We start from the raw sequence: 19,225 nt of genomic DNA, 5'->3' as shown, positions 1-19,225 counted from the left end.
TTAATTGCTTATCACAAATTGCTTGTAACAAAAAAGAAGGGTGCCATTTAGGCACCCTTCTTTTATTGCTTTGGATACAGGCCTCACTGAGTGTGGCCTACAGCTTGACGGTAGGGTCAGCAAAACCATTCGGCACATAAAGATTATGCGGACCTAAGCGGCTAACGTCTGTTTCACCACATAGCGCCATCGTGGTATCCAGCTCTTTATGAATAATCTGTAGCGCCCTGGTGACGCCCTCTTCACCGGCAGCCCCTAAACCATAGGTAAAAGCACGCCCAATGTAGGTTCCCTTAGCCCCCAACGCCAACGCTTTCAGCACATCCTGACCCGAACGGATACCAGAGTCGAGATGGACTTCTATCTCGCCTCCCACTTCATCCATAATGCTTGTCAGCATCCGGATCGAGCTCATTGCTCCATCAAGCTGACGACCACCATGGTTAGAAACAATAATGGCATCGGCACCTATCTCTACGGCGCAGCGCGCATCTTCAGGGGTCATAATGCCCTTAATAATCAGCTTACCGCCCCACCACTCTTTAAACTGCGCAATACGCTTCCAGTCCAGCGATACATCAAAGGCCTCGGCCGTCCAGGCTAACAAGGAGGAAGGGTCAGTAACCCCTTTGGCGTGCCCCACAATATTGCCAAATGAGCGACGTTTGGTTTTCAGCATTTCCAAACCCCAAGGGATTTTCGTTGCCATGTTAGCAATCGATTTTGCGGTCAATTTAGGGGGTGCAGAGAGTCCGTTTTTGAGATCTTTGTGGCGCTGCCCCAGTACTTGCAAATCGACAGTGACCACAATAGTCGAGCAGTTAGCCGCCTTAGCACGCTCAAACAAGCGGCGCATAAAGTCATCATCTTTTAAGGTATATACCTGGAACCAGAACGGCTGCGTCGTGTGTTCGGCAATGTCCTCAATCGAGCAAATCGACATGGTCGACAGCGTAAACGGCACACCAAATTTTTCAGCCGCCCGTGCTGCTTTAATTTCGCCATCTGCCGCTTGCATTCCTGTTAACCCTACGGGTGCAAGCGCAACTGGCATAGCCACATCTTCGCCCAGCATAGAACTTCGCGTAGAACGCCCTGACATATCGACCGCAACACGCTGTTTCAAGTGAATATGCTGGAAGTCGCTGGTATTTTCACGGAAGGTTTGCTCTGTCCAACTGCCTGATTCGGCGTAGTCATAAAACATTTTTGGCGTGCGGCGGGCGTAATGGCGACGAAGGTCTTCAATGTTGGTATAGATCGGCATAAATTATCCTTAATGAATATTATTCCCATTAACATCCAGAACAGACGGCCTTTATATTGTTCTTCAATACTGCACAAGTAAACGTCCTATTCCGCTCTCTTTACTCAGCAAGCTATTTCAGCATGACCGGCAGAGATTTGCGGAAATGGCAGCGTATTAAAATGAAGCAAGTTACTCGGTGAACGCCAAAATTTGCTCCAACAGGGCACGCTTACGCGGCAGCAAGCTCACTTCTAACCCTAGCGGACGGAATACACGATTCTTAACCTCTAGGGTGACATTGTTCTTATCGCCTTCCAGATCCGATAACGTTCGTCGACTGATACCCACCAAAGCGGCATAACGTGTTTGGTTCAACCCCAGCACATCGCGGCGTAATGCACGCAACAACGCACCATCGGTGATTTCCCCGGCATAGAAACGTTTTAGCAGAGCCACCAAGGCTTCCTCGCGATCATCCGCATAGCGCTTCATAACAACCCCCAACGCTTGAGTCGAGTATTGATAGTACGTAGGCCGACTGCAGGCATATCAAGAATTCGGGCTGGCACCCCACGGACAGCCAAGCGTTCATCGACGCCCTCTAGTCTCAATGCAAGCGCACGCAGCTCTTCCATCACTCGCTCTGGCTCGATAACGTCTGCCAGGCTGTCGGCAATTCCTTGCCAGTCGTACTCCCCGCCAATTTCCAAGGGCGTTCCCCATTGCGTTGTTCGTGTCACCCCCTCGGGGTCAGCCTTCATCGGCGCGAAGTCATATACAGGGGCAAGCTCAATGCCTTCGAGGCGCTTCAATAACGCCGTATTTCGGCCATGATTGTCAGAATTGCCGAAAGCGATATTCAACAAATCACGCTTAATCCACTCCAACGCTAAGCGCTCGCCATCGAAAAAGGCGCCTTGCTCTTGCACGCGGTATTGAGCTTCCAGCAAGCTAATCAGTCGGCGAATAGTGTCGCCATGATGCAGAAAGGTGCCCGGCGCGGCGTCTACCAAGGAGTAGACCGACTCAAGGCCATAGCGAACCCAAGTGCCATCGAGATACTCCATGTCGAAACGGGGTAACCACAGGGACGGGTAACGCTCTCCTTCCACCAAGCGCATCCGCTCGGTATCTATCGTGGCCACCCCTAACGATGCAAGCTCCTGATAGTAGTGATATTCAGCGCGCAAGATGTCGCAATCATCCGTTGAACGTCTACCGCGTGGAAATTTCACCAGCATGGGTAGGTCAGGTCGATGGTTCTCATCCTGCCAGGTGTCAATCCAAACCTGGTCGTCGTTCGTCAGCCTGAGCAGCAATTTTGGCGCTTCACCACCTGCCCCAGTGGCACCGCCACTGGCCGCCCCCATCTGCTGGGCATACTCTAAAAAGTCCACCTGACGCTCTATAACGCTTTGCAGTGGAAAACGTCGCTCCTCTAAAGCTTTTTTTACGGAGAGATCAGGCACTGATTGTTTGATTCTCAAGTTGCCGACCGGCGCGATAGTGCCACGTGCCAGTAATTCAGCATCCTGCTGCCCGACCGGCAAGTCGTGAAGCCCTAGATAATCCACCCAAAAACGTCGGCTAGCCCCAGCCGGCATGATGTCTTCCAAGAAACCGAACCAGTGTGGCGATTCATGAGTTAGCATTAACTCGATAGGCAACCGCATACTGCAAGCGTGCAAGTCATCTTGAAATAGCCACTCAACGGCATAGTCAGTCGCATAGCGCAGCCGAGACTCTCCGCGAGTACCCTGATCCGGATGGGGCAACGACAATTCAGCCGCGTCATGCCACGCTTGTTCAAAATGAACCTGTATCGTTAACTTCACGAATCACCCATGTCGAAAGTTGCTAATATCGAAGCCACTCATGACCCAGCCATTAATGTGCAGTAAAGCGCTCAAAAAATTCCTTCACCACTCATTTATGAGTAGTTTAGCGCACATAATTACTGCAACAAAGAATTAATGAGCATCATATTGCACATTTAATTATCCACACGAGCGCCATATGGGAACCTAATATGAATGCTACCCATTTAGAGCATGCGTTTGTCGCATTGCTGATTCAGATGGCTCTACTTCCCTTTGCAAATGCAAAAATCACCGGCACCATCGCGGTAGCACTGCTGCTTGGACGTGAGATTGCACAACATGAATACAGGCTAGCCGTTCAACGTGGTTGGGAATGGGGGCAAGCATTACCGGTGGGCATATTTGAAGGGGTTTGGCGTGGCTGGACGCTAGATTCAGCGCTAGACATTGTTGTACCGGCTCTAGTATGCACCGTGGTAGCCGTTGCGCTAAAAATCATAAAGCCAAACAGCTAAATCACGAAAGCCAAGCATCTAGCAACAACAAAAGTCCTGGCTCCTCAAAGGCTTTTATAACGAATCCCGAGCACACCTATTGGTACACAGGCGTTAAACAAGCCTTTATAAAGCACTTTACCTATTACGCGAATCATGCAAAATTGCTTAATCAACACCTTATATAAAAACGAAAAAGGAAAGTACTATGGCCCGTAGCCACATAGGAATAGCAACGGCACTTACCTCACTGCTATTTGTCGTTCCAGCCTACTCCGATGAGCCACTTCGCCTCGCTGTTGATGTTCCCTTTGAGCCTTTTGAGTACCGTTTGCCCGACGGCACCCTAACAGGCTTTGAGGTGGAGCTGGGTGAAGAAGTATGCCGACGCATCGAGCGTGAGTGCGAATGGGTAGAGCAAGGCTGGGACGGCATTATTCCCGGCCTACTAGCACGCAAGTACGACGCCATCATGTCCTCAATGGCAATCACCGATGCACGCAGCGAACAAGTGCTGTTCTCAGAACCCTACTATAGCAACCCTAGCGTATGGGTGACCCAGGAAGGCAACGAGATCGATATTGAAGATCGCGACGCCCTTGACGGCATATCGGTAGGCGTTCAGCGTGGCACCATCCGCGATGAGTACATCACCGACACCTATGGCGACCTCGTTGAAGTACGCCGCTATGCAACAGGCGAAGATCTCGCGGTAGATATGAGAACAGGCCGCTTAGACGCAGCTTTTATGTATTACCCACTGGCACTGTCATCGCTTGAAGTTAACGCTGAAGGCAGCGGGATTGTTACCAGCTCGCCACTTATCCGCGAGCCCAAGCACTATTTCGGGCATGGCGTGGCAGCAGCCTTCCATCCTCGTAATGAAGCCCTGGCGGAGCAGTTCAATGAGGCACTGCGCGAAATCAAGCAGGACGGCACCTACGACGAACTAATGCACAAATACGTCGACTACGACATCAAGATCTAAGGTCTGTCACTATCGCGCCAACGGTAACCCCAGGGATAGCACGCGACCCTTAACCCTGGGGTCGCTGAATTAAGCAGAAGGCAACCCCAATCTAATTACGTGACCGTACTTCATTAAGAATGGGCACTTGTACCCTACTCAGCCCAGCTAGTCGCCAGGTCTCAACCGGCTCGGTACCCTCTACTCCCTGGACTGAACCCCACGCCACTCGAATCGACGTTGTGTAAACCGCCCCGTCTCCCATCACAATAGTCGCGTCAATCAAATACCGCCGCTTCTGCTCTTGCATGACGTCATCATCGAAATCCGAGGTTACTTCAATCTCGGTAATCCCCGCATCGTTACACGCTTCATTGAAAAGAGAAAACTTCTCTTCATAATAGGGATCCGGCTCAATTTTCCGTTGATGCATACCCAGATGCCTTTCTATATCGCCATCGCAAATTGCTTGAACAACGACCTCAACCATCCCTGTTGCCGTATCGCTATACACCCCATTCGCTTCACTAGCCTCACTAGCCTCACTAGCCTCACTAGCCTCACTAGCCTCACTAGCCTCACTAGCCTCACTAGCCTCACTAGCCTCACTAGCCTCACTAGCCTCAGCCAGCGTAGTGGAAGCCAGTAGTAAAGAAAGCGCCACAGCGGTCGAAATAGAGAATAAATTACTTTTTTTAAACATGCTTACTTCCCTTTTTTAGCGCTACTCAGCATGAACTTGAGGTCGATATCAGCCCATCGCAATCACTCGCAATCCTTAAAATGACAGTAGCTTAGGAAGCGAAACCTGTCACAAAAAATTACCCCACATCTCACACCCCAAAAGCGCTTGGGAGCGCTTCGGGGGGAACGTTATGTGGGAATAGGTATTATTGGGTTATTTAGATGAGGGCAAGAGCCGGCAAAGGCAGCTAACGGCCAAGAGCTTCCTTTTAGGTATATGACCGCGATAGTAAATACTTGCGAACTGCCTTGTATTCTTCTTGACGTTCGTAATCTCTAGACGTAGGTTTTTCGATACGACTTAAATCCATATTTTCTGCATTATCTGCCAGTTTCACTATAAGCGCTATTGGGTTTTCGGCTGCCCTTTTTGCAGCATCCATCCGAGTTTCACCGACCCGCTTTGTTAGAGCATCAACTGCATTGACTATAGCATCTGAAAAACCCTCCTCATTTAGTACAGAAAGCGTTATATCTGTATCTTCAACGATATCATGTAGAACAGCTGCTATTTTTTCTTCAATGCCGTCAACTCTCATCATAACTTTGAGCGGATGGAGAATATACGGCGATCCAGACTTATCCGTCTGCCCTGAATGTGCTTTCACAGATATTTCTATTGCTTTTTCAAGTGTCGACATACTTACTCTTACCTAACAGTGATTATCACTCCCTTTACAATAGGCAGCGTTAGACACATTATCGTGACGACTGCATAACACTGTTGAACCTGCATGTCGCTCTTTTCCGAGATGTCGTGTCGAGACGACGCCTACCCACCACACTTTCACACAATTATTAAGGTGACACTAGCGTAAAGGACGAGACCTGTCACCCCTGCTCTCCGCGGGCTTCTACACCAAGCAACCGGTACCTGCGCCAAAATCGGAAACAATTACAATCAGCAACTTGAATATCAAACCAAACTGCGCGCTCTGAATGCCATGGGCGTCAATAGCTAGTCTGGCTATAGCGATACCATCTAGCACAACTGGCTACCTGACCATACCGCACTAACAATTTATTTCTTAATTAAGTTACCATTGATATTTACCATTTCTAAATAACAGGAGAAAAATATGCTAAAAAAAGGCCTGATTGCGACACTGCTTGTTGCAACTTCGCTACCTGCTTGGAGTCTTGATATTAAATCAGGTCATTGGGAAATGACGCGCGTTATGCAAGGCAACCTCCCTCCAGAGTTAACACAAGAACTCGCATACGAAGAGTGCATGACTCAAAGTGAGATTGACGATCTTGAGGGTACTTTTCGAGAAAGCATGACCGATGGAGGATTTCATAACTTAGTATTTTCACATGGTGAAAACACGTTAAATGTAACAGCAGTCAACACAACATCCACACCCAATATAAGCATGGATGTAACAATGACCAGATATAGTGATGAACACTTTAAAACCATCACTGAGGCAACTTCGCAAGAACCATTTACAATAATCCAAGAAGGTCATTGGGTTAGAGAAGGCTGCTAACTTGTCATCCTCGCTTAACTGCTTAATTCGTGCTTATTAAAGGTCACCCACTGAGGTGGCCTTTTGGGATGCCTAGCCCAGCCCTGAAACAGATTGGCTCTTATTTCATCTCAAACACACAGCATGGCTATAAATCTCGACTGACGAGTACGCCATTTGATGCGCTTGATAAAGGCCTTCTAACCAATAGACATTCAGCCTTCAATAGACCTTCCTATTCGTTCAATAGAAAAAACAGCAAGCCACTCAGAATGAATGGCTTGCTAAAAACTGTAAGGTCATTGCTGCGAGCCTCACGCTAGGCAAAGGAGTTCTCGCATTATACTAGCTATAAAAATTCGCTATTTATTATCTAGTTACGTACTAATTGCAAGAAGTGGAGATGTTTCTCGTACTGATCGAGAATATCGCTAATTACCTGAGCTTTACTCTGTCCAGTAATACTGTACTGTTGCCCACCCTCGCGCAGGTAAACTTCCGCCCGGTAGTGATTACGTTCGTTAGACTGCGTATGCTGGCGAAGGCTACTCATGGTAAAGGAAGGTGCAACGTACGAACGTGCTCTTACACCATAAATAAAGTCCGTTTCCTCACCATGTTTGACTCGAATGTAGCACCGATCCTCTTCCTGCGTTACTTTCACTTCAAGATCTTGTTTTTCGAATTCATTCGCGACATCTTTCATAGCAGGTTCTACGGATCTATTAATAAAGTCGATAACCTGTTGACGGCGTGGAGACGAGATAATTTGCTGTAAGCGTCCTTGCCAGTGATCACCGGTTTTTATACCGATTTGGTTACCGTTATTAGGCGCACAGGCGCTATGGCGCAAACTATCACGCTTGAGCGCTTCTATACGCAATGATTTGAAAAGACCAAAACCAACTAAAATCAAAATTGGTGCAAACGGCAGCGCAGATGCCAGCGAAGCAGCCTGTAAAGCTGATAGTACATTAGCACCTCCTGCCAGAATCAAAGCGGCAGCAACTAAGCCTTCTGAAAGCGCCCAAAATATACGCTGCCATACGGGCGACTCGTCACCATCTTTAGATGTTAATGTTGCAATAACCATTGAGCCTGAGTCTGCTGACGTGACAAAAAAAGTAATGACAAGCAACGTCGCAATCACTGAAGATATGCTAGACAACGGTAGTGCATCTAAAAAGTGAAAGAGAGAAGTCGAGCTATCTGCAAACACCTGTTCGACGAGATTAGGCATGGTATCATTCATGATCCCGTGTAACGCGGTATCACCGAAGACCGTTAGCCATAAGAAAGTCATACCAACAGGCACAAACAGTACACCTATTACGAACTCACGAATGGTGCGCCCCCGCGAAACTCGCGCTACAAACATACCAACAAAGGGTGACCACGCGATAAACCATGCCCAATAAAAGAGTGTCCAAGAACCTAAGAAACTATCGGCACTTTCATCATCCGAGTAGGCATAAATATTAAAGGTCATATCAAAAATGGATGATAAATATGTCCCCACATTTTGGCCCAGTGATTTAAAGATAAAAAGCGTCGGCCCTACTACTAAAACGAAAACCAGTAGTATGACCGCGAGACGCAGGTTCCACTCTGATAAACGGCGTATACCTCCATCCAAACCTAATACAACTGATAACGTGGCCATGCCGGTAACCGCAGCAATTAAAATGAGTTGAACCAGCGTATTAGAAGGAATATCAAATAGATAATTTAGACCAGAATTGATCTGCAAAACACCTAACCCCAGGGATGTGGCAATACCAAACATCGTGCCAAAAACAGCAAATACATCAACTGCATGGCCAATCGGTCCATAAATGCGCTTACCAATTAAAGGATATAACGCCGAGCTAATGCGCAGAGGCAAACCATGGCGGAAGCTAAAGTAAGCCAGAGCAAGCGCTACGATGGCATACACGCCCCAAACATGAACGCCCCAGTGAAAGAAAGTGAAACGCATCGCATCACGTGCAGCAGCAATCGTATTAAGATCTCCTTGGGGAGGATTTGCAAAATGAAAAACCGGCTCTGCAACCCCATAAAAAATTAATCCAATCCCCATGCCCGCTGAAAACAGCATCGCAAACCAAGATTTATAACTAAAATCAGGCTCACTATGGTCAGGACCAAGTTTAAAATCTCCATAACGGCTGAGCGCAAGAATTAAAGCCAGTAAAAGATATATCCCCATGGCCAAAAGATAGAACCACCCAAAAGTATCAATAATCCAGCTTTGCATTGAACCGAAAATAATACCTGCCGTTTCTGGCGCTGAAATGGCGAAGATCACAAAGATACATATTAGTAGAGCAGACGGAAAGAAAACCGGTCTATTAATACCCGCCATCAATGCGGGAGCCATCCTTTTAGAAGATTCCATGATGTGTTAAATCTCTTGATTATCGTATTGAATAAAAACAAGCCATATGAATTCATGGCCAATTATGAAAGCGTTAGTTTTTACTAAACTGCTTGCATGGCAATGCATTAAGAGAAAAGGTGTTAAGGTGTTAACTAACAGCCCATTAATTCAGAAACTGAGACGTTAAAATCAACGCCCTTGTTTAAGATAGTGTGATGGGAAACACTCGCTACACACAGGCCACCTAGATAGGATAAGGCCCTTTGCCATCATTCTTCTCCATAAAACAACTATCAAAATAGTATTCTTGCTCGACATTTTGCTTAAAAGTGAGCCATCATGGAAACGATGACTTTTGATAATTGGATCACGTTTTATAATGACCATCTCTCGTAGCGCTCGCCCCCTCGACCTTGTTGTGCTAAATACTTTTATCCATGTTATTGATAAAGGCGGCTTTACGGCTGCTGGCAAAACCCTACACATTGCCCAGTCGACCGTTAGTGCTCATATCAAGCGCCTAGAGGAAACCTTCGGTCAACCTCTTTTACAACAAGGGCAACAACGGCCAAGCCCTACTCCCGCTGGAGAAAGGCTGCTGTCTCATGCGCGGCAAATGCTACGGCAAAATTCATTAGCTTGGCAGGATGTTAATGAACAACGCCTGGACGGCGTTGTGCGGCTAGGTATTCCGGACGATTATTTAGTATATCTTCCGGAGGCTCTTTCAGAATTCGAAGCAAAATTCCCAAGCGTTGAGCTGGTAGTGCACTGCGGTCTTAGTGTTGATCTTGTACAGAAAGTAAAGTCCGGCGGGCTTGATTTGGCCATTACGACGCGTCAGCCCAAAAGCCCCGGAGGTGAGGTGCTTTGCCGCGAACCGACCGTCTGGGCAAGCGCGCCTGGTTACGATACTCAACAGCGCACCCCTTTGCCTCTAGCAGTGTCCACCGATGGTGTTTGCATCTTCAGAGAACGGGCTATCGCTGCGTTAGACACTGCAGGCATTATATGGCGGATTGCTTACACCAGCGCAAGCCTTTCGGGTCTCTCAGCGGCGGTACGTGCTGGCCTAGCGATAACGGCTATAACACCGTCAATGCTCAATTCTGGTATGCGGATTCTAGGTCCTTCGGCTTGTTTACCCGAGCTACCTGCCACAGAAATTGCTTTGCATCGTTCACCCGGTCGGCCAAGCGAAGCCACCAGACAACTTGCACATCAGCTCCAAGTGCATATAAAAGAGCGCTCGAAACGTATTAACTCAACGCATGCACTGTAATTTTCAGTACGTAAACGTTTTAATTTTTCTCACGGTATCGTCGTCTATTGCAATACTGCATGTTTGTTTAAGTCTTAGCTCGTCATGAGTCAATTGTTTATGATTTTGTTTTTCATGATCGAGCCCTTCTGAATTGGGCTGTTGGAGAGATGGCAATGAGCGCCGTCCAGGTATGTACACGCCTCTAGCTGCCAGTCGTTCAAGCTGCTGGCTTAAGCGTGCCGAAAAATGTTCATCAACTGCAGTAGGTGAAATCGCTATCACGACCATCCCGGCATTGGGCGCTTTACTTCCTGTTTGGAAGCTCGGCATATCCAACGACCAAGCTCCACTGGATAAACCAGCGGCAAGGCACTCAACCATTAGTGCAATATTGGCCCCTTTTGCTCCCCCAAAGGCCAACAGAGCCCCTCGCAGAGCCTCCTGAGCGCTAGTGGTTGCCTCACCTGTTTCATCAATTGCCCAGCCTTGAGGTATGTTTTGCTCCTCTGCGGCAGCCTTAACGATATTGACAAAGGCAGTAGCGCTAGCAGCTTGATCAATCACAATCGGAGCATTAACGTCACTTAGCGGTGCGGCAAACGCCATCGGGTTAGTGCCAAACGCGACTTTCCCACCGGGCACACCAGCCATCACGGCGGGGCTATTCGATACTGCAAAAGCAAGCAGCCCTTCTAGCGCAAGACAACGCACATAATACCCAAGCTCACCCGTAGTATAGCTATTACACTGCGTAAACAATGCGATACCCAGTGTTTGGGTTCTTTCAACGAACGTTGGCATTGCTTGGTCAAAGCCAAGCTGAGCAATTCCACCCTGCGCATCGGCATGAATGATGGCGGGCAGGGGAAACATAAGACGGGGAGTAGCCTGCGTATTAATACGTCCATCACGCAAGCTTGAGAGATAATCCAACAGATGAGGAAAGCCAACACTGGCACGGCCATAACGCGCCGCCGATACCGTGGCTTGCGCTAATGAACGGGCCATTGCGGGATTAGCACCTGCTGCAAGACAAGCGTTTTCGGCTAGCGCTACAGCTTCATGGACGGAGAATATGGTTTGTGTCATTGTCATTAATTCGCTGTTAGTGGTAGCGCAGCTGCATAGCTCGGCTATAAGAAAAGAAAGCCCAAACGTTAATTCACCTGTCGTCAAACCGTTTAAAAAAGGCACAGCCATAAACGGCTATGCCCTAAGCCATAGAAGCGGTTAGGCGTTTAATTGACGCTCTAGCTCTGGAATGACCTCAAAAAGATCTCCCACCAAGCCGTAATCAGCGACTTGGAAAATAGGGGCTTCTTCATCTTTATTGATCGCCACAATCACCTTGGAGTCTTTCATACCCGCTAAGTGCTGAATGGCCCCCGAAATGCCCACCGCAATATATAGATCGGGCGCTACGATTTTACCAGTTTGACCAACCTGCATATCGTTTGGCACAAAGCCCGCATCGACCGCTGCCCGTGACGCTCCCACTGCCGCACCCAGCGTGTCGGCAATGCCGTCCAGCAGTTTGAAGCTTTCGCTATTGCCCATACCGCGGCCACCGGAGACCACAACGCGTGCTCCTCCTAACTCTGGGCGATGGCTCTTGGCTAATTCTTCGTTGACAAGACGCGACTGGGTATTGCTTACCACAATCTCGACTGTTTCTACCACGGCGCCTCCCCCTTCGCTGATGGCATCAAAGGCGCTAGTGCGTACAGTGATCACCTTCAGTGCGTCGTCACTCTTGAACGTTGCTATGGCGTTGCCCGCGTAAATAGGCCGCTTAAACGTATCGGCGCTGTCGACGGCAATCACATCGGAGAGCTGACTAACGCCCTTCAGCGCCGCTAAGCGAGGAAGGACATTCTTGCCCGTGGTAGACGAACTGGCCAGCACGTGGGTGTAGTCATCGGCTAGCGCCACCAGCAGCGCGCCCATAGGCTCAGCCAGCTGATACGCGTAGACAGCATTGTCCGCCACACGCACCTTATTGACGCCCTCAAGTCGCGCGGCAGCGTCGACCGCGGCTTGAACGTTATCTCCCACGACCAGCACGTCAATGTTACCGCCAATAACTTGGGCAGCGGCCACGACGTGGGCAGTGGTGCCCGCTAGCTGACCTTCATGGAGATCAGCGAGTACCAGAATGCTCATAGGATTCACTCCTTAAACGTCTTATCAAAGCACCTTGGCTTCGGTTTTCAGTTTGTCGACCAGCTCGTCGACCGAGGCCACCCTGATACCGCCCTGGCGCTCGGCTGGGGGCTCGACTTTTAGCAGCCTGACTCGTGAGGTGACCTCCACGCCCAGATCCGCGGGCGTCTTGATATCCAGCGGCTTTTTCTTAGCTTTCATGATATCGGGCAACTTGGCGTAGCGCGGCTCGTTCAGACGCAGATCGGTGGTGACGATAGCGGGCAAGGATAGGACCACGGTCTGTAGGCCGCCATCAATCTCCCGGGTGACGCTGATCTCGTCGCCGTCGACAGTCACCTCTGAGGCGAAGGTTCCCTGAGGCAAGTTGGTCAACGCCGCCAGCATCTGCCCGGTCTGGTTGTTGTCGGTGTCGATCGCCTGTTTCCCAAGGATCACTAGGCCTGGCTGTTCGTCCTCTACTACTTTCGCCAAAAGCTTGGCAACAGCGAGGGATTCTGCACGCTCATCGGTCTGTACATGGATGGCGCGGTCGGCCCCCAAGGCAAGAGCGGTGCGCAACTGTTCCTGAGATGCTTTGTGGCCAATCGAGACGGCCACCACCTCCGTCGCCACGCCCTTTTCCTTAAGGCGGACGGCCTCTTCCACGGCAATTTCGCAAAAGGGATTCATGGCCATCTTAACGTTGGTAAGATCGACGTCGGAGTTATCCGCCTTGACTCGGATTTTGACGTTGTAATCGATGACGCGTTTGACCGCGACGAGGACTTTCATGCATTTATCTCCTGCTGTTTATTGTAAAGCGCTGCCTGCATCTCATCGAACTGGCGCGAGACCGAAGCCTGAGGGGCGTCCGTACTCAATGAGACGCCAACAATTGCGCCAAGCGATAAAATGAATCCCGGAACGATTTCGTACAGATCAAACAACCCACCCGATAGCCGCGACCAGACGATAACCGTGATGCCGCCGACAACGATGCCTGCAAGTGCTCCCCACTGGTTCATGCGCCTCCAGTAAAGACTTAGGATCAGAGTGGGTCCAAAACATGCGCCAAACCCCGCCCACGCGTAGGAGACCAGCCCAAGTACTTCTGAGCCCGGCGCCAGCGCAAGTAGCAACGCGGCAAGAGAAACGCCAAGTACAGCCAACCGGCCTACCCGCAGCAGCTCTTTTTGGGTGGCGTTTTTACGGAAGACCGCCTTGTAGATATCGTCAGCAATTGTCGAGGAGCAGATCAGCAGTTGTGAATCCGCAGTCGACATGACGGCTGCCAGAATTGCGGTCAGCAGCACGCCAGATACGACCGGGTTGAACAGTACATCAACCATGAACATAAAGATGCGCTCCTGATCATCTAGCCCTTCCGGGAAGAAGCCGTGACCGAGTACTCCGATTAGCAGAGCACAGACCAGTCCGATGGCTGTCCAGGTGACCGCCACGCACCGGGCAAAGGGAATGTTACGATGATCATTGATACCGGCAAAGCGAGCCAGGGAGTGAGGTTGGCCAAAGTAGCCTAGCCCCCAGGCGAGCGAGCTTGCAATGGCAATCCAGGTCAGGCTTTCACCGCTGGCCGTGTCGGTCAACCACTGCAGGGCTTGGGGCGACGCCTGCTGGACGGACACCATCGCAGCATTGATGCCGCCTAGCTCCATCACGGCCGCCACGGGCACGGCCACAAGGGCAAAAATCATCATGATGCCCTGCAGTACATCGGTCCAGGAGACAGCCAGATAACCACCGAAGAAGGTATACGAGATGATCGCTAGCACGCCGAGGATGACGGCCAGCGAATAGCTCATTCCAAAGACGGTATTCAGTAATTTTCCACCCGCCACTAGTCCGGAGCTGGTGTAAAACAGATAGAACACAATAATGAACAACGAGGCGATAACACGTAATATCTTGGTATGCTGCTGGAAGCGTTCCGCAAGAAACTCAGGAATTGTCAGAGAATTATTCGCCACAAAACTGTAAACCCGAAGCCGCTGAGCCACGATCAGCCAGTTCAGAATGGTCCCCATTAGCAAGCCGCCAGCCACCCAGAACGATGATAGCCCTGACAGGAAGGCAGCCCCCGGCATGGCTACCATCAGCCAGCCCGACATTTCCGAGGCACCGGATGAAATCGCCGTTGCGAAGGGTCCAAGCGTACGTCCTCCCAGTGCATAGTCCGAAAAGTCCGACGAGCGCTTCCAAGCGACGATGCCAATAATGAACATCACGACAAAATAAAGGGCGAACGTGATAATCACGATCGCGCTGTTGTTATCCAGCATTTAACTGGCTCCTTTTAAACACCAAGCAGGTCTAGTAGTGCGCGATAGCGCTGCGATTTGTTATATTCATGAGCGGGGCGCCACCGTGTCACCGCGCAGTGGCATATATCCATCGCCCTACCGTCGTACAGCCTCTCGGCCCCAAAAAGGAGCCACTGCCGGAAGTTGATTACTGCTGTTGTATAGGTACATACCCTCTCCTTTTTTTATAGCGCGTTGAAAGCGTTGTATGGCTGGGCGTTAGCTAGGCGTTGTGTTTGTTGTAGCGTTATACGATCAGGACTTGGCCGCACCGTGAGCGGCTTCCACTCCCTCCTGCACTGCTTCACGAAAGCCACGCTGTAGCATGGCGTTCAAACCTTTAGTGGTGGTACCACCGTAATTAAGAAAGCGGCTAACCATTTCTGTTGGCGACGCACTTTCCTCCAACATCAGTTGACTCGCGCCTGACAGCACTTGGAGTACGCTCCGCTTAGCCATCGCCGGAGAAATCCCTTGAGCAATAGCATGACGAATCAGTGCATCGGCCAATAGTGCAGGGAATGCAGGACCACTGCCCGTAAGCGCAGTCAGGTAATCAATTTGCGCTTCATCTTCCACCTCATCGCTTACACCGCAGGCAGAAAACAAGCGCTGAACGAAGGCGCGCTCTTCCATGCTGACGCCTGTCGTTGCGCACCAGGGGGTATAGGAGCGCCCAATAGCTGCTGCCGCGTTGGGCATGGCACGCACAACTCGCTCGCTTCCGGTTGCCTTGGCCAGCGTGGCCATTGGCACTTTGGCCATCAACGAAATGATCAGTCGGTTCTCAAGCGCAAGCGACAGTTGCGAAAACTGCTCGGGCCGCACCGACACCACGACAGTATCGACCACTTTCAGTAAGGCCTCGGCGCTATCGACACAGGCTACGCCTGGCCAGTCCTGGTAATGGTCATGCTGGCGACTAGCCGTTACCACCAGCTGCTCGGGTGCTATCAAACCACTGCGCAATACGGCCTCCCCCAGCGCACTGCCTAACCAACCATTACCCCCGATGATGCCGAGCCTCGATGGTGGTTTCATCTGTCACCTCCTGTTGTTGTGCGGCCATCTCTTCTGGCATAACCGCGCTTTATGGCATGCCGCTAAGCGTTCCAGATCCGCGAGTGAATATAGACGGCTACTTTTCGCTTTACGTGATCATGGACGGCACTGACCTGCGAGGCCATCAGCAGCCAATAAGCAGCATCAATCCAACCCGTTTAGTTAATCGTGGCGCGTCCGTTTTGCACGTATTGCCCTCTTTGTGATGGAAATGAGTCAGCCACACCAGTAAGTCTTCTATTGTCATGTACACCAATGTCAATTATATTGACAAATATGTACATTGAAGACTAGCGTATGTCAACCACCAAAACAACAAGGGAAGACGACCGTGAAAAACGACCCTTTGCTACAGCCGCTGCAACTAAAGCATCTCACTTTAAAAAACAGGGTAATGTTGACCTCTCATGAACCGGCCTACCCTGAAGATGGCATGCCTAAGGAACTTTATCGGGCGTACCATGTTGAACGGGCAAAAGCAGGTGTGGCGCTTACCATGACAGCAGGGTCGGCTGCGGTTTCCCGAGATAGCCCGCCGGTATTCAACAACATTCTGGCTTACAAGGATGAAGTGGTGCCGTGGATGCGCGACCTGACCGAGGCATGCCATGAGCACGGCACGGCGGTCATGATTCAGCTGACACACCTTGGCCGCCGCACCCGCTGGGATAAAGGCGACTGGCTGCCAGCCGTTTCTGCTTCCAACCACCGGGAAGCTTCCCACCGCGCTTACCCGAAAAAAGCCGAGCTGTGGGATATCGAGCGTCTGATCAAGGATTACACCGACGCAGCCGAGCGCATGTACGTTGCTGGTCTGGATGGCATGGAAATTCAAGCATACGGCCACCTGATGGACCAGTTCTGGTCGCCGCTGACCAACGAGCTAGATGCGCCTTACGGCGGCAGCCTGGAAAATAGGCTTCGATTTACCTTTGAAGTACTTCAGAGCATTCGCAAGCGTGTCGGCGATAAATTTCTTCTAGGCGTCCGCTATACGGGTGATGAGTGCTTAGCCGGAGGCCTCGACGCTCGGGACGGGATGGAAATTTCCCACCGCCTGAAAAACAGCGGGCTGGTCGATTTCTTGAACATTGTCAAAGGCCATATCGATACCGACCCAGGCCTGACAGACGTAATTCCTATCCAGGGTATGCCCAGCGCGCCGCACCTAGATTTTGCAGGTGACATTAAGCGCGAAGTCGATTTTCCAACCTTCCATGGTGCCAAGATTCAGGATGTGGCCACAGCTCGTCATGCAATTGCATCCGGAAAGGTCGACATGATCGGCATGACCCGTGCCCACATGGCCGACCCACACCTAATGAAGAAAGTTATCGAAGGCCGGGAAGAGGAGATCCGCCCTTGTGTGGGCGCCAACTACTGTTTGGATCGTATTTACCAGGGCGGCGCTGCGTACTGTATTCACAACGCTGCCACCGGCCGCGAAACCACCATGCCCCATACCATTCCCCCCGCCGATACCAAGCGCAAGGTGGTAGTCATCGGCACAGGTCCAGGCGGACTGGAGGCGGCCCGGGTGGCGGCCGAGCGCGGCCACGAAGTCGTCGTGTTTGAAGCTGCAGACGCCCCCGGCGGTCAGATTCGCTTGACGGCGCAGAGCGAGCGTCGCAGAGAAATGATGGGCATCATTGATTGGCGTTTCGAGCGCTGCCAGGCCATGGGCGTTACATTCCACTTTAATGTCTTTGCCGAACAAGATGAAGTGCTGGCCGAATTGCCTGACGTCGTCATCGTGGCAACGGGCGGGCAGCCTAACGAAGAGGCGCTGGCAGAAGGCAACGAGTTGGCCGTTACCGGCTGGGACCTGCTCTCGGGCCACGTAAAACCCGGCAATAATGTGCTGGTTTACGACGATGCCGGTGACCATACCGCACTGCAGGCGGCTGAAATCATCGCCAAAGCGGGAGGTAAGGTCGAGTACATGACAGCCGACCGCGCCCTGGCACCGGAAGTCATGGCCATGAACCTAGTGCCCTATATGCGCACGTTACAAATGCTGGATACCACCTTCACCCCCACCTTCCGCCTAATCAGCATCAAGCTTGATGGCAAGGAACTAGTCGCTTCGGTCAGCAGTGATTACACCAATGTCGTCAAAGAGCGGCGAGTGGATCAGGTGGTGGTCAATTTTGGCACCTTACCCATGGCTGACCTTTACGAGGAGTTAAAGCCACTGTCGAGCAATCAGGGCGCCGTCAATTATGACAATCTAATAGTAGGCACACCCCAGCCAGCAGCCACCGATGGGAAGTTCCAACTATTCAGGATCGGTGACGCCATCTCGCACCGCAATACCCACGCAGCGATTTACGACGCCCTGCGTATCGTCAAGGACCTGTAGGTTCCAGGTGCCAACGTGAGCCGGCCCTATGTCGGCTCACTATTTCGGCGAGCGAATATAGCAATAACTGATCGGTGGTGCCTGTACCCACCGAGCTACCTTCAGCTTCACTATCATTTGGTTAAGGAGAGTCCATTGAAACTTCGCAATAAAGTTGCTGTTGTTACGGGCGGCGGACGAGGCATTGGTCGCGGCATCACCGAAATGTTGCTTAAAGCTGATGCTCAAGTCTTGATAGCCCAACGCCAACCCCTAGGCGACGACCTCAACGCAAATCCCAATGTTAGCTGGCTGAAAAGCGACCTCATCGATCGCAATGCGCCTTACGCTATTGCTGAACACGTTAATAACGTCTTTGGAGGTGCTGACATACTCGTCAATAATGCGGGTATTATGTTTGAACAGTCACTTGACGATATGAGCGAGGAAGAGTGGGACCGGATGATGATTGTCAATATGCGTGCCCCTGTTTTTCTAGCCAAAGCATTGCTGCCTCAAATGCGACAACGTGGAGGTGGCAGTATTATCAATATCGGATCAGTTGAAGGATTAAGCGCGAACCCCAGGCATATTGCCTATTGCAGTTCGAAAGCCGCTATTCATGGCTTCACACGAGCATTAGCTGTAGACCTAGGCCGCGACGGTATCCGCTGCAACGCAGTTGCGCCAGGGTGGATTAACTCTGATTTAAGCAGTGGTTATATACAGGCTCAGCTAAGCCCTGAAGTCGCTCACAAAGAGCTTTTACGGCTACACCCTGTCGGTCATACTGGAGAGCCAACCGATGTTGGCTCTTGTGTCGTCTTTTTAGCCTCTGACGAGGCTCGCTTTATCACTGGGCAAGTGCTAGTAGTTGATGGAGGCCGCACCGCTAAGCTGTCATTACCATTCGATTAATTGTTATTTCTACTTGCAGAAAACACTCCCCTCACGATGCGTCCTCGG

General features: G+C 50.7%; 17 protein-coding genes. 6 read left to right on the top strand and 11 right to left on the bottom strand.

The window, feature by feature from the left end:
• Positions 1–97: 97 nt before the first annotated feature.
• The 3 genes from IR195_RS09920 to IR195_RS09910 form a co-directional block, all read right to left on the bottom strand.
• Positions 98–1,267 (bottom strand): alpha-hydroxy acid oxidase, encoded by a 1,170-nt coding sequence (locus IR195_RS09920; RefSeq protein ID WP_206049659.1) that lies wholly within the window; start codon positions 1,265–1,267, stop codon positions 98–100.
• Positions 1,268–1,438: 171 nt separating this feature from the next.
• Positions 1,439–1,741, bottom strand: a complete 303-nt coding sequence (locus tag IR195_RS09915; RefSeq protein ID WP_125747830.1) for a helix-turn-helix domain-containing protein — start codon at positions 1,739–1,741, stop codon at positions 1,439–1,441.
• The gene (locus IR195_RS09910) at positions 1,738–3,084 is read right to left on the bottom strand and encodes a type II toxin-antitoxin system HipA family toxin (protein ID WP_206049658.1); all 1,347 of its coding nucleotides are present in this window, start codon (positions 3,082–3,084) and stop codon (positions 1,738–1,740) included. Before IR195_RS09910 ends, IR195_RS09915 begins: the two co-directional genes overlap by 4 nt.
• Positions 3,085–3,278: 194 nt before the next feature.
• Here IR195_RS09910 and IR195_RS09905 point away from each other — a divergent pair, with 194 nt between their 5' ends.
• Together IR195_RS09905 and IR195_RS09900 are read left to right on the top strand one after the other, a co-directional pair.
• Complete coding sequence (locus IR195_RS09905; RefSeq protein WP_146945197.1) at positions 3,279–3,584, top strand: hypothetical protein; 306 nt, start codon at positions 3,279–3,281, stop codon at positions 3,582–3,584.
• A gap of 187 nt (positions 3,585–3,771) precedes the next feature.
• Positions 3,772–4,551, top strand: a complete 780-nt coding sequence (locus tag IR195_RS09900; RefSeq protein WP_146945198.1) for a transporter substrate-binding domain-containing protein — start codon at positions 3,772–3,774, stop codon at positions 4,549–4,551.
• A gap of 91 nt (positions 4,552–4,642) precedes the next feature.
• Here the strand turns inward: IR195_RS09900 and IR195_RS09895 are convergent, their stop codons facing one another.
• On the bottom strand, positions 4,643–5,233 hold the full coding sequence (locus tag IR195_RS09895) for a hypothetical protein (protein WP_206049657.1): 591 nt from the start codon (positions 5,231–5,233) through the stop codon (positions 4,643–4,645).
• Positions 5,234–5,483: 250 nt separating this feature from the next.
• Positions 5,484–5,915, bottom strand: coding sequence for an HD domain-containing protein (locus tag IR195_RS09890; protein ID WP_206049656.1), 432 nt, complete (start codon positions 5,913–5,915; stop codon positions 5,484–5,486).
• 438 nt (positions 5,916–6,353) lie between these two features.
• On the opposite strand from IR195_RS09890, the gene IR195_RS09885 reads away from it, so the two are divergent.
• Positions 6,354–6,767: a DUF3617 domain-containing protein gene (locus IR195_RS09885; protein WP_206049655.1), complete on the top strand. Its 414-nt coding sequence runs from the start codon at positions 6,354–6,356 to the stop codon at positions 6,765–6,767.
• Between the two features lie 352 nt (positions 6,768–7,119).
• Here IR195_RS09885 and betT read toward each other — a convergent pair whose 3' ends face one another.
• Entirely contained in the window at positions 7,120–9,144 is a 2,025-nt protein-coding gene (gene betT / locus IR195_RS09880) for a choline BCCT transporter BetT (RefSeq protein WP_241006827.1), read from the bottom strand.
• A 361-nt stretch (positions 9,145–9,505) separates the two neighbouring features.
• Here betT and IR195_RS09875 point away from each other — a divergent pair, with 361 nt between their 5' ends.
• A complete protein-coding gene (locus IR195_RS09875; protein ID WP_206049654.1) occupies positions 9,506–10,408 on the top strand; it encodes a LysR substrate-binding domain-containing protein in 903 nt (300 codons plus the stop codon).
• A gap of 3 nt (positions 10,409–10,411) precedes the next feature.
• Here IR195_RS09875 and IR195_RS09870 read toward each other — a convergent pair whose 3' ends face one another.
• The 5 genes from IR195_RS09870 to IR195_RS09850 form a co-directional block, all read right to left on the bottom strand.
• Positions 10,412–11,479: an Ldh family oxidoreductase gene (locus IR195_RS09870; protein ID WP_206049653.1), complete on the bottom strand. Its 1,068-nt coding sequence runs from the start codon at positions 11,477–11,479 to the stop codon at positions 10,412–10,414.
• Between the two features lie 141 nt (positions 11,480–11,620).
• A complete protein-coding gene (locus tag IR195_RS09865) occupies positions 11,621–12,553 on the bottom strand; it encodes an electron transfer flavoprotein subunit alpha/FixB family protein (RefSeq protein WP_206049652.1) in 933 nt (310 codons plus the stop codon).
• A gap of 24 nt (positions 12,554–12,577) precedes the next feature.
• Positions 12,578–13,327: an electron transfer flavoprotein subunit beta/FixA family protein gene (locus IR195_RS09860; protein WP_206049651.1), complete on the bottom strand. Its 750-nt coding sequence runs from the start codon at positions 13,325–13,327 to the stop codon at positions 12,578–12,580.
• A complete protein-coding gene (gene putP, locus IR195_RS09855; RefSeq protein WP_206049650.1) occupies positions 13,324–14,835 on the bottom strand; it encodes a sodium/proline symporter PutP in 1,512 nt (503 codons plus the stop codon). The genes IR195_RS09860 and putP overlap by 4 nt, the downstream gene beginning before the upstream one ends.
• 276 nt (positions 14,836–15,111) lie before the next feature.
• Positions 15,112–15,897, bottom strand: coding sequence for a pyrroline-5-carboxylate reductase family protein (locus IR195_RS09850; RefSeq protein WP_206049649.1), 786 nt, complete (start codon positions 15,895–15,897; stop codon positions 15,112–15,114).
• 352 nt (positions 15,898–16,249) lie between these two features.
• Here IR195_RS09850 and IR195_RS09845 point away from each other — a divergent pair, with 352 nt between their 5' ends.
• The gene (locus IR195_RS09845; RefSeq protein ID WP_206049648.1) at positions 16,250–18,280 is read left to right on the top strand and encodes an NADH:flavin oxidoreductase; all 2,031 of its coding nucleotides are present in this window, start codon (positions 16,250–16,252) and stop codon (positions 18,278–18,280) included.
• A gap of 135 nt (positions 18,281–18,415) precedes the next feature.
• Positions 18,416–19,177 carry an SDR family NAD(P)-dependent oxidoreductase gene (locus IR195_RS09840; RefSeq protein ID WP_206049647.1) on the top strand — a complete coding sequence of 254 codons (762 nt, stop codon included), beginning with the start codon at positions 18,416–18,418 and terminating at the stop codon, positions 19,175–19,177.
• Positions 19,178–19,225: the final 48 nt, after the last annotated feature.

Source organism: Vreelandella venusta, from assembly GCF_015689495.1.
GTDB lineage: Bacteria > Pseudomonadota > Gammaproteobacteria > Pseudomonadales > Halomonadaceae > Vreelandella > Vreelandella venusta.
The sequence above is the reverse complement of the archived record's forward strand: the minus strand, read 5'-3'. Positions and strand labels throughout refer to the sequence as shown.

What these genes read in the sequence shown, in the direction of transcription:
- IR195_RS09920 (WP_206049659.1), bottom strand. Translation starts at nt 1,267, where the DNA reads ATGCCGATCTATACCAACATTGAAGACCTTCGTCGCCATTACGCCCGC.
- IR195_RS09915 (WP_125747830.1), bottom strand. Translation starts at nt 1,741, where the DNA reads ATGAAGCGCTATGCGGATGATCGCGAGGAAGCCTTGGTGGCTCTGCTA.
- IR195_RS09905 (WP_146945197.1), top strand. Translation starts at nt 3,279, where the DNA reads ATGAATGCTACCCATTTAGAGCATGCGTTTGTCGCATTGCTGATTCAG.
- IR195_RS09900 (WP_146945198.1), top strand. Translation starts at nt 3,772, where the DNA reads ATGGCCCGTAGCCACATAGGAATAGCAACGGCACTTACCTCACTGCTA.
- IR195_RS09895 (WP_206049657.1), bottom strand. Translation starts at nt 5,233, where the DNA reads ATGTTTAAAAAAAGTAATTTATTCTCTATTTCGACCGCTGTGGCGCTT.
- IR195_RS09890 (WP_206049656.1), bottom strand. Translation starts at nt 5,915, where the DNA reads ATGTCGACACTTGAAAAAGCAATAGAAATATCTGTGAAAGCACATTCA.
- IR195_RS09885 (WP_206049655.1), top strand. Translation starts at nt 6,354, where the DNA reads ATGCTAAAAAAAGGCCTGATTGCGACACTGCTTGTTGCAACTTCGCTA.
- betT (WP_241006827.1), bottom strand. Translation starts at nt 9,144, where the DNA reads ATGGAATCTTCTAAAAGGATGGCTCCCGCATTGATGGCGGGTATTAAT.
- IR195_RS09875 (WP_206049654.1), top strand. Translation starts at nt 9,506, where the DNA reads ATGACCATCTCTCGTAGCGCTCGCCCCCTCGACCTTGTTGTGCTAAAT.
- IR195_RS09870 (WP_206049653.1), bottom strand. Translation starts at nt 11,479, where the DNA reads ATGACACAAACCATATTCTCCGTCCATGAAGCTGTAGCGCTAGCCGAA.
- IR195_RS09865 (WP_206049652.1), bottom strand. Translation starts at nt 12,553, where the DNA reads ATGAGCATTCTGGTACTCGCTGATCTCCATGAAGGTCAGCTAGCGGGC.
- IR195_RS09860 (WP_206049651.1), bottom strand. Translation starts at nt 13,327, where the DNA reads ATGAAAGTCCTCGTCGCGGTCAAACGCGTCATCGATTACAACGTCAAA.
- putP (WP_206049650.1), bottom strand. Translation starts at nt 14,835, where the DNA reads ATGCTGGATAACAACAGCGCGATCGTGATTATCACGTTCGCCCTTTAT.
- IR195_RS09850 (WP_206049649.1), bottom strand. Translation starts at nt 15,897, where the DNA reads ATGAAACCACCATCGAGGCTCGGCATCATCGGGGGTAATGGTTGGTTA.